We start from the raw sequence: 10,644 nt of genomic DNA on the forward strand, positions 1-10,644 counted from the left end.
GATCTGCTCAAGGAACCACAGGTCATATTTGCTGATCGCATGGACCTCATCGATGGTCAGCCCTTCGCGCATTGCCTGCGCCGCGATCAGCAGCCGGTCGGGCGTCGCCTGCGACAGCGCAGCAATAATGTCATCGCGCGGCGCGCCGACCAGATGATCGATGGTGTTGAACCCGCTGAGCCCCGTCTCGAGCCCGCGCAACGCCTTTTGCACCGATTCCTGGAAGTTGCGGCCAATCGCCATGACCTCCCCAACCGATTTCATCGCGGTGCCAAGCAGTGGGCTCGCGCCCTTGAACTTTTCAAAGGCAAAGCGCGGGATCTTGGTCACAACATAATCGATGGTCGGCTCAAAGCTTGCAGGCGTCGCACCGGTGATGTCGTTGGTGATCTCGTCGAGCGTATAGCCCACCGCCAGTCGCGCCGCGATCTTGGCGATCGGAAAACCGGTCGCCTTGGATGCCAGCGCCGACGAGCGCGACACGCGCGGATTCATCTCGATCACGATCAGCCGGCCATCGGCGGGATTGACCGCGAACTGCACGTTTGATCCGCCGGTTTCGACGCCAATCTCGCGCAACACAGCAATGCTGGCCGAGCGCATGATCTGGTATTCCTTGTCGGTCAGCGTCAACGCCGGAGCCACCGTAATGCTGTCGCCGGTATGCACACCCATCGGATCGACATTCTCGATCGCGCAGATGATGATGGCGTTGTCGTTTTTGTCGCGCACCACCTCCATCTCATATTCTTTCCAGCCGAGCAGCGATTCCTCGATCAGCACCTCGGTGGTCGGTGATGCAGCAAGCCCGCCGGTGACGATCTGGACAAACTCGTCGCGATTGTATGCGATGCCGCCGCCGGTGCCGCCCATCGTGAAACTTGGGCGGATGATCGCAGGCAGCCCGGTGGTCTCCAGCCCCGCCAGCGCCTCATCAATGCTATGCGCAATCGTCGAACGCGCCGATTCCAGCCCGATCCTGTCCATCGCCTCACGGAATTTCTGCCGATCCTCGGCCTTGTCGATCGCCTCGGCCTTCGCGCCGATCAGTTCGACATCATATTTGGCAAGCGTTCCATCGGCATCGAGCGCCAGCGCGGTGTTGAGCGCCGTCTGTCCGCCCATCGTCGGCAAAACGACCAGCTTGTCGTCCGGGCGCTCGGCGCGTTCCTTGGCGATGATCTTGGCGACGATCTCGGGCGTGATCGGCTCAACGTAAGTGGCGTTGGCCATATCCGGGTCGGTCATGATCGTCGCGGGGTTGGAATTGACCAGAATGATCCGGTAGCCCTCCTCCTTCAGCGCCTTGCACGCCTGCGTGCCCGAATAATCGAACTCGCATGCCTGGCCGATGACGATCGGGCCAGCGCCGATGATCAGGATGCTGTTTATGTCGGTGCGCTTGGGCATTGCTTATTTTGCTCGCTTTGCATACATTGATTGCATTGATGACGTAAAAAGGAGACGAGTCGTGGCCAGCCTGACCGTTCGCAATGTGCCAGACGATGCCAAGCTGCGCTTCCGCCAGGTTGCCGCCGCGCATGGCCGATCAATGGAAGAGCACTTGCGGGTTCTGATCTGCGAAGCAGGAATGGCTGCGGCTGATCCGTCGGTGCGCGACGCTCCGATACCGTTCAAGGTGCATCCCGAATCCGATCCAAAAGCCGAAAGCCGCGAACGGATTGAGCGGCTGATCGAGGCTGGGCGCGGGATCGGGTGGGAGCCCGAACCGCGCGAAGTTGGCACGATCAAGGAAACGGACTTTTTTTGATCATCGTCGATACCAACGTCTGGAGTGTTCAGTTCAGGCGCCATCCCGACCAAAGGGTTGTTGACTGGCTGATCGCTCATGACCGGGATCTGTGGTTGTCGGCCATTGTCATTGCTGAAATTCGCTATGGTGCCGAGCTGCCCAAAGCGTCGGCGATGCGTCTCAGGTTGGTGCGGTGGCTGGACATTCTCGAAACCACTTACGCCGATCGAATATTGCCCTTCGAAAGCGACGCAGCCCATGTTTTCGGCGCATTGCGCGCTCATCGACCCGAAACCAGCACCCTGCTGGATTTGCAGATCGCTGCGCAAGCGATCGCCCATGATTGCGCGGTCGCCACCCGCAACGTAAAAGACTTTGCCTGGACGGGGGTTCGGCTGATCAATCCCTGGGGCGATTGACCGCGCCATCAATGCACCGATCCGGTCTGCGCTTCGCAGCCCCAGCCGTCATATTCGACATCGAACATGATCTCGATCTGCAGGCAGGTGCGGGTGAGGTTGCGGATCGATTCCGCGTCCACCGCCTGATCGCGCTCAAGGAACAGATAGGGCTTGCCACCCTCCGGGTCATCCTCGCGGTCAAGCTCGACAAAGCCGAAGGTCTTCGCCGCCTCAGCCAGAGCCTGCAGATGATCGGGATAACCACGAAAGCTCACATCCACCGCGCGTTTGATATGCGCCCGGTCGCCATTGTCGGCGAGATGCTGTAACACATCACGATCCGCCTCGAACTCCTCGTCAAGCCGCGCCGGGTCCACCTTGGGGAGTTTGATGCTCATTCGGCAGGCTCACTTGCATTGAGTCCGCTGACAAAACTCTCAAACAAATAGAAGCTGTCCTGAGGGCCGGGTGAGGCTTCGGGGTGGTACTGCACACCGAACGCGCGCTTGTCAGTGAAGGCGATGCCGCAGTTGCTGCCGTCGAACAGCGAGACATGGGTTTCTACCACATTGGCGGGGAGGGTTGCCCCGTCGACCGCGAAGCCGTGGTTCATGCTGGTGATTTCGACCACGCCCGTATCCAGCCGTTTGACCGGATGGTTCGCGCCGCGATGGCCCTGGTGCATCTTCATCGTACGCGCACCTGCAGCAAGGCCAAGCAGCTGATGGCCGAGGCAGATGCCGAAGATCGGTACATCGCGCTCCAGCAGCGCCTTGATCACCGGCACGGCATATTCGCCGGTCGCAGCGGGATCGCCGGGGCCGTTCGAGAGGAACACGCCATCGGGCTGAAGCGCGAGGATCGCATCGAGCGGGGTTTGCGCGGGGATCACCGTCACGCGTGCACCCGCCTGCACCAGCGAGCGGAAGATGTTGTGCTTCGCGCCATAGTCGATGGCGACAACATGGGGCGAACTGGCCCTCTCTCCATTAGGGGAGAGGGAGGAGCCGCGCAGCGGCGGGGGGAGAGGGGTGCGCGCCGGGGGTTGCGCGTTCCCCTCTCCCAACCCTCTCCCCTGAAGGGGAGAGGGCTCAGAAGCCGAGTAACCAGCCCCTAGGCTCCAAATGCCGCCGTCCCAGCCGCGCGTTTCTGCACCGGTGACCGTGGCGGCCAGATCCATGCCCTCCAGCCCCGGCCAGGCCTGTGCCATCGCCAGCAGCGCCTCGATGTCGAACACGCCATCGGGTGCATGGGCAATTACCGCGTTCGGCGCGCCCGATGTGCGGATGCGCCGGGTCAGTGCGCGGGTATCGACGCCCGAAATACCAATGCGCCCCTGCTGCACCATCCAGTCGCTGAAATGCTGGGCAGACCGGAAGCTGCTGGGGTTGGTGACATCTTCCCGCACGATGCAGCCCAGCGCATGCGGAGCATCGGCCTCAATATCATCGGCGTTCGCGCCGACATTGCCGATGTGCGGAAAGGTGAAGGTGATGATCTGTCCGGCATAGCTGGGGTCAGTCATGATCTCCTGATAGCCGGTCATCGCCGTATTGAAACAGACCTCGCCCACCGCCGCGCCCGCAGCGCCAAAGCCCCTGCCCCAGATCGCAGTGCCATCGGCCAGAAGCAGCAGCCCCGTTGCGCCCTGGGGCTGATCGGGGTTGGTGGCGTGGGCCATGGAGATATCCCTTGTGTTACATGCCTGTGTGTGCGGCTTCGCCTGCTCAGGCGCGTGCCCGGCAAGGCGCATATCCGCACCTGCCCTGCTCCGCGCAACCGACAGTCAAATTGGCGGGTCACTAGGCCCCGTATCCGTGCACGGTCAATCTATGAAAAACATTTTGTTACAGCTATGCTGGTCGCTTATTTCAAAAACCATTGAAAAAGGTGCCCCTCGCATGATTCGCGATACGCTAAAGGCTGCGCAGGTTGCGGCAATGAAGGCGGGCGACAAGCCCCGCACCGCCGCGATCCGCCTGATCCTCTCCAAGATCAAGGACCGCGATATCGAACTGCGCACCGCGTCCGCGCCCGCCGATGACGATGCAATGGTCACCGAAGTGCTGCAGAAGATGATCAAGCAGCGCCGCGAATCGATTGCGCTCTACGAACAGGGCGACCGCGCCGAACTCGCCGCGATCGAGGCCGCCGAGGTTGCGGTGATCGAGGAATTCCTGCCAGCACAGCTCGACGAGACCGAAGCAAAAGCCGTGATTGCCGCGATCGTTGCCGAGACCGGCGCGGCCAGCCTCAAGGACATGGGGCGCGTCATGGCGGAGGTGAAAGCCCGCCATGCGAGCGAAATCGACATGAGCAAAGCGAGCGGCTGGGTGAAAGAGGCATTGGCGGGGTAATGACAGGGCCATGACCCTCACCCCGCAATGGCTGGACGAACTGCGCTCACGGATCACCTTGTCGAGCCTGATCGGGCGGCACGTGAAGGTGCAGCGCGCTGGCCGCGAATACAAGGCGTGTTGCCCGTTCCACAACGAGAAAACCCCCAGCTTCACGATCAACGACGACAAGGGCTTCTATCATTGCTTTGGCTGTGGTGCCCATGGCGATGCGATCCGGTTTATGACCGATCATCAGGGGCTGGGCTTCATGGATGCGGTGAAGGAGCTGGCGGCGGAGGCCGGGATGACCGTGCCTGCGCCCGATCCGCGCGCCGCGCAAGCTGCAGAGGCGCGCGCGTCGTTGCACGATGTCTGCCAGGCGGCGCAGGACTGGTTCGTCGCGCAACTGCACAGCGCCGCCGGCGAGCAAGCGCGCGCCTATCTGAAGCATCGCGGACTTTCAGCGGAAACCATAAAGCGCTTTGGCATCGGCTTTGCGCCCGATTCGCGCACCGGCATCAAATCGGCGCTGGCATCGATTGACGAGGCGCTGTTGGTTGAGGCCGGGCTGCTGATCAAGGTCGATGACCGGACGCCCTATGACCGGTTTCGTGGCCGCATCATGATCCCGATCCGTGATCCGCGCGGGCGCGTAATCGCATTCGGCGGGCGGATTCTTGGGTCGGGCGAGCCGAAATATCTGAATTCGCCCGACACGCCGTTATTCGATAAAGGCCGCACGCTGTACAACCTTGATCTGGCGGCCCCGGCATCGCGCCAGACGGGTCGTGTAATTGTGGTCGAAGGCTATATGGACGTGATCGCGCTGGCGCAGGCGGGCTTTGGCGAGTGCGTCGCGCCGCTGGGCACCGCGCTCACCGAGCATCAGCTTGATCGGCTGTGGAAGATGGTCGATCAACCCCTGCTGTGCTTTGATGGCGACGGTGCCGGGCAAAAGGCAGCGCTGCGGGCGGTGTCGCGCGCGCTCCCACTGCTGCGCCCGGGCCAGTCGATCGGCTTTGTGCCAATGCCTGCGGGGCAGGACCCGGACGACCTTATCAGGGCGCAGGGCGCTGCCGCTTTTGCTGCGCTGGCAGCCAACCCCATCAGCCTGCTCGATCACCTGTGGGCATGCGAATATCAGGCCGAGCCGCTCTCCAGCCCTGAGGCGCGCGCAGGACTGAAGGCGCGGCTGATCGCGCATGCCGACAACATCGGCGATAGCGACATCAAGGCGCTGTACAAGCGCGAGATCAACCAGCGCTTTTCAGACACGTTTTTTGCGCCGCGCCTTCGCACTGGCCAGGGCGCATCGTTTGAGAAAGCCCGGTTTGACAAGGGCCAATTTGAAAGGGGCAGGCCCTGGCAACGCCGCGACATCCTGCCGCCGCCCGATGCCGAGACGCTTGTATTGAGCCGCCAGCCGATCAGCGATCTGGTGTTGCGCGGGGTGCTGCTCGGCCTGATCCAGCGGCCCGAACAGATTGCGGCGCATTCCGAACAGCTCGCCGATTATCTGCCACTTGCCGGGCCATGGGCGGGTCTGCTCGACGCGCTGATCGAAGCGGCACTCGGCGCAAGCCGCCTTGATACCGCTGGCATTCTTACCATATTGGCTGAACGCGGCGCAGACGGTAGCGCGAAGCAGCTTATGCAAGGCACCAATCCCGGGTTTTCATTTTGTCAGCCAATAGGCGAAAGCCCGGAACTGGCGCGTGAAGCGATCGTAGCTGAAGACCTGCACGAGGCCATTGAGTTGATGACCATCCGCCCCAAACTGCTTGCAGCGCTGCGCGATGTAACCCGGCGTTTCGAGAATGAGTGTGAAGATGGATTGTTTTTGGAGCAACAGCAGCTAAGGGCAAAGCAGCAGCATTTCGACCAGCGATTGATTGCGCTTGCAGAACGCGGCACTTAAGGTTGTCGTTTTGGTAAGCGGGCTCCGCCTAACGGGCCGGAATACGAGTAAGAATTCATGCGCACCCGTTGTGGCACGCACGGACCAAAGTGACAGGAATGACCGAATTGGCAAGCAAGGCACCGAAAGAAACAAAGGCCGACAGCACAGATGCACCGCTGATCGACCTTAACGAAGCGTCGGTCAAGAAGCTGCTCGCCCGCGCCAAAAAGCGTGGGTACATCACCTATGATGAACTGAACGAAGCGCTGCCGCAGGACCAGATGTCGTCCGAGCAGATCGAAGACGTGATGTCGGCGATCTCCGAAATGGGCGTCAACATCGTCGAGAACGATGAAGAGGTGGCTGAGGAAAACGCCGCAGAGGATGCTGAGCCTGCGGCTGACGAGGCTGATTCGCTCAACATCTCGCCCGAGAAGAAAAAAGAGACGATGGACCGCACCGATGATCCGGTGCGCATGTATCTGCGCGAGATGGGCGCGGTTGAACTGCTCAGCCGCGAGGGTGAAATCGCCATCGCCAAGCGCATCGAGGCGGGCCGCGATACGATGATCCTGGGGCTGTGCGAAAGCCCGATCACCTTCCACGCCATCATCGAATGGTCCACCGCGCTCAACGAGGGCGAAATGCAGCTGCGCGAGATTCTCGATCTCGATGCCATGCTGTCGAAGGAGCCCGCGCCCGAAAGCCTGACCGAGGACGGTGAGGATAACGGCGAGATCAGCGAAAAGACCGCCGGCCCCAGCTTCAAGGAAGAAGAAGAGGTCGAGGAAGAACCCGCCGACACCAATGATGAAGAAGACGATCTGACCGAACGCCGCGCGCGTCGTCCTGACGATGAGGAAGAGGAAGACAACACCCTTTCGCTCGCACAGATGGAAGCGCAGCTGAAACCTGCCGCGCTCGAAAAGTTTGCGCAGATCACCTCATTGTTCCGCAAGTTCGAGAAGATTCAGCTCGAGCGGCTTAACGCGCTCGGCATCGGCGACGATTTCCCGGCAAACCGCGAAAAGACCTATCAGAAGCTGCGCGAAGACCTCACCGCCGAGGTTGAGTCGGTGCAGTTCCACGCCAACAAAATCGAGTATCTGGTCGATCAGCTTTATGCCTTCAACCGGCGCCTGACCGCGCTGGGCGGGCAGATGCTGCGCCTGGCCGAGCGTCACAAGGTGCCGCGCAAGGACTTCCTTGATCGCTATGTCGGACATGAGCTTGACGAAAACTGGTTCGAAACCGTGGCAGGTATCGACAAGAAATGGGCCGCTTTCGTGAGCAACGAAGCCGCCGCAGTTGACCGCATCCGTGCCGAAATCTCGGACATTGCCGCCGCCACGGGCATGAGCCTGGGCGAGTTCCGCCGCATCGTCAACATGGTGCAGAAGGGCGAGCGCGAGGCGCGTATCGCCAAGAAGGAAATGGTCGAGGCGAACCTGCGCCTCGTCATCTCGATCGCCAAGAAATACACCAACCGTGGACTGCAGTTCCTCGACCTTATTCAGGAAGGCAACATCGGCCTCATGAAGGCGGTCGACAAGTTCGAGTATCGCCGCGGCTACAAGTTCAGCACCTATGCGACATGGTGGATCCGGCAGGCGATCACCCGTTCGATTGCCGATCAGGCGCGCACCATCCGCATCCCGGTGCATATGATCGAGACGATCAACAAGCTGGTGCGCACCAGCCGCCAGTTCCTGCACGAACAGGGTCGCGAGCCGACGCCCGAAGAAATGGCCGAACGCCTGTCGATGCCGCTCGAAAAGGTCCGCAAGGTGATGAAGATCGCCAAGGAGCCGATCAGCCTCGAAACGCCGATCGGCGACGAGGAGGACTCGCACCTCGGCGATTTCATCGAAGACAAGAACGCGATCATCCCGGTGGATGCGGCAATCCAGGCGAACCTCAAGGAGACGGTCACGCGCGTGCTGGCATCGCTAACGCCGCGCGAAGAACGCGTCCTGCGCATGCGCTTCGGCATCGGCATGAACACCGACCATACGCTTGAAGAGGTGGGCCAGCAGTTCTCGGTTACGCGTGAGCGCATCCGGCAGATTGAAGCGAAAGCGCTGCGCAAGCTTAAGCATCCGTCACGGTCGAGGAAGATGCGGTCGTTCCTTGATCAGTGAGAGGGAATGGCTGGTTTCGACGGGCACGGCATGCAAACGCCCTGCCGGCGCAACCTTAATAAGCAGGTGCATTGCTTGGTCAGAACCCATACCGGTTTGGCTGACTCCTATGAAGCACCTCTTCCCGCGGCAGCATCTATTGCGACCGCCCCCAGCCCCCCTACACTTTGGTCCCTAACGCTCTGACAGCGCCGAAAAACCTTATTCGCAGCGCATCGTAGGTCGGTAGACCTGCGTCGCGTTGGTCCCGGAATTACCGCCAAGCGTGATACCGCCACCCGGCAAGTATATCCGGCCGTCGATTACCGCACTGCCCTTAAGCCCGTGGATGGCAATCGGGAGATCCGGCAATCTGGTCCAGCGGTCAGCGCGGGGATCATAGCCGTAAGTGGTCGGAGTCAGCCCCAATACGTGCGTCATTTCGCCCTCTCCGCCGAAGACGAACATACAGCCGGCATGCGCCGCACCGGTGATCCCTCCTACGGGCTTTGGAAGCGGCGCTCCCTGGGTCCAGCGGCGAGTTGCAGGATCGTAGATTTCGACTGCATCCACCCGCTCAGCCGCTGCGCCCGGGCCAGTTCGCCCGCCGGCAACGATGATTTTGCCGTTCAGCGCAACCATTGCCAGATGATTGCGCTGTGTTGGCATGTCCGGAAGCTTTTCCCACGTGTCGGTCGTCGGGTCGTAGACCTCGAAGGCGGAGCCACCGGGCGGGCGGCCGCCAGCGACATAGATTTTCCCATCGATGACTGCCTTTCCGCCGCCCCCGCGCGCGGTCGGCATCGGCGATCGCGCGACCCACCCACCGACAGCCGGATCATGCATCCAGACGTTCGCGACAAAGGTTTCCGGCCGTCCGGTACTCGCGCCTTCGATCTCGCCACCAAGCAAATAGATCTTGCCATTTACCGCCGCGACAGGCGTGTGGTGGATTGGCTGGGGCAAGGCGGGGCCAAGCGTCCAGCGACTTGTCTTCGGGTCAAATATCTGCACGAGGTTCGACGGCAACCGCCCGGGCGGGTACCCACCCAGCACCCAGACCTTGCCGTCGAATTCGGCAACTGCATGCTCGGAGCGGGCGAGAGGCATCGACCAGCTCATGCTCCATCCATCGACAACCGGGAATGCGTCAATCGGGGGGCCCTGGCTCGCCCGATCGTTCCAGCTTTCGCGAAGCTCGTTGGACTCAACAGGCGTGGACCGGTCAGGCGGCGGGGCTTGTTGGGCCATGGCAGCGCCCTCCGGACGTGCCATTGCCGTGCCCGTCAGCTCAACGGAGCGTCCCTCGCGCAAAACGACGACGGATACCCGATCGCCGACTTTCAAGCTTTCGATATAGTCAGTAAGAACTTGCGGTCCGGTTACCGGCTTGCCGCCAACCTGAAGAAGAATGTCGCCGGGCTGTATGCCCATGGCCGCTGCCGTCGCGCCGGGCATCACGGCGTTGACCTTGGGGCCTTGCGGACCCGGTTCAAGCCCGAACCCGAATGCAACGGCAGGCGGCCCGTTTTGCTGTGCCATTACGGTGGTGGCAATCAAAAGCGCCGCCGACGCCGCGCCAAGAGTCGGGAGGTTAGTGAATTTGCGGAAAATGCTGCGCCTATAAATCATCTTACCATCCCCTCTTGAAATTCATAAATGCATCCTTGCTAACAAATTCGACGGATCGACCGAAAATTCGACGAACGACAGGCTGGGACCGCCAAATGTCGGTTTTGGGTCGACACTCGATCACAGCGAGCACGCGATGGCTGCGGCGAAGTGCGTGGCTGACAGCAAGTTGCTGGCTGGTTTGCGGTCGCGTCTGGCCATGCTGTGGAAATTTCTGAGGCAGCAAAAAATGGCCCCAACCTATCGGCGATGGTCGGCGCCTGCTTTTGCCCAACTCGCCCCCCGTAAACCCTGTCTTTAGGAAATGCCGCTATAGTCCGCGATGGTGGGGCTTACGCCTCCCCAGTTTGCGCCAAGAAGATCAGGGGACCAGCCAGTGTCGTTTATATCGCCCGGTGGCTTTGGTCGCACCGATCCGCCCGCATCGCCGCCGCGTTCGCTGGACGAGGCGCTGGCGCAGGGAGGCAGCGGCGGGCATCGCTTCGTGGTTGGGCTGGCG

At 61.3% G+C, this 10,644-nt stretch carries 9 protein-coding genes; 5 read left to right on the forward strand and 4 right to left on the reverse strand.

Features of this window, described 5'->3' with window-relative positions; translation table 11 throughout:
- Positions 1-1,410 (reverse strand): carbamoyl-phosphate synthase large subunit (carB, locus tag ACEW8G_RS12670; RefSeq protein WP_373488774.1); only part of this gene is annotated, 1,410 nt, incomplete at its 3' end.
- A 61-nt stretch (positions 1,411-1,471) separates the two neighbouring features.
- Here carB and ACEW8G_RS12675 point away from each other — a divergent pair.
- Positions 1,472-1,771, forward strand: a complete 300-nt coding sequence (locus ACEW8G_RS12675; RefSeq protein WP_373488775.1) for a hypothetical protein — start codon at positions 1,472-1,474, stop codon at positions 1,769-1,771.
- Positions 1,768-2,172: a type II toxin-antitoxin system VapC family toxin gene (locus tag ACEW8G_RS12680; protein ID WP_373488776.1), complete on the forward strand. Its 405-nt coding sequence runs from the start codon at positions 1,768-1,770 to the stop codon at positions 2,170-2,172. The genes ACEW8G_RS12675 and ACEW8G_RS12680 overlap by 4 nt, the downstream gene beginning before the upstream one ends.
- Before the next feature lie 8 nt (positions 2,173-2,180).
- Here ACEW8G_RS12680 and ACEW8G_RS12685 read toward each other — a convergent pair whose 3' ends face one another.
- Both ACEW8G_RS12685 and carA read right to left on the reverse strand, forming a co-directional pair.
- On the reverse strand, positions 2,181-2,552 hold the full coding sequence (locus tag ACEW8G_RS12685) for a ribonuclease E inhibitor RraB (protein WP_373488777.1): 372 nt from the start codon (positions 2,550-2,552) through the stop codon (positions 2,181-2,183).
- A complete protein-coding gene (carA, locus tag ACEW8G_RS12690; RefSeq protein WP_373488778.1) occupies positions 2,549-3,835 on the reverse strand; it encodes a glutamine-hydrolyzing carbamoyl-phosphate synthase small subunit in 1,287 nt (428 codons plus the stop codon). The genes ACEW8G_RS12685 and carA overlap by 4 nt, the downstream gene beginning before the upstream one ends.
- A 220-nt stretch (positions 3,836-4,055) precedes the next feature.
- Here carA and ACEW8G_RS12695 point away from each other — a divergent pair, with 220 nt between their 5' ends.
- From ACEW8G_RS12695 to rpoD, 3 genes are all read left to right on the forward strand, one after another.
- Entirely contained in the window at positions 4,056-4,511 is a 456-nt protein-coding gene (locus ACEW8G_RS12695) for a GatB/YqeY domain-containing protein (RefSeq protein ID WP_373488779.1), read from the forward strand.
- 10 nt (positions 4,512-4,521) lie between these two features.
- The gene (gene dnaG, locus ACEW8G_RS12700) at positions 4,522-6,411 is read left to right on the forward strand and encodes a DNA primase (RefSeq protein ID WP_373488780.1); all 1,890 of its coding nucleotides are present in this window, start codon (positions 4,522-4,524) and stop codon (positions 6,409-6,411) included.
- A 98-nt stretch (positions 6,412-6,509) separates the two neighbouring features.
- Positions 6,510-8,534: an RNA polymerase sigma factor RpoD gene (gene rpoD, locus ACEW8G_RS12705; protein ID WP_373488781.1), complete on the forward strand. Its 2,025-nt coding sequence runs from the start codon at positions 6,510-6,512 to the stop codon at positions 8,532-8,534.
- Positions 8,535-8,735: 201 nt separating this feature from the next.
- On the opposite strand, the gene ACEW8G_RS12710 is transcribed toward rpoD, so the two are convergent.
- Positions 8,736-10,145, reverse strand: coding sequence for a kelch repeat-containing protein (locus tag ACEW8G_RS12710; protein ID WP_373488782.1), 1,410 nt, complete (start codon positions 10,143-10,145; stop codon positions 8,736-8,738).
- Positions 10,146-10,644: the final 499 nt, after the last annotated feature.

Origin of the sequence: Blastomonas sp., assembly GCF_041747255.1 — a bacterium.
Taxonomy (GTDB): Bacteria; Pseudomonadota; Alphaproteobacteria; order Sphingomonadales; family Sphingomonadaceae; genus Blastomonas.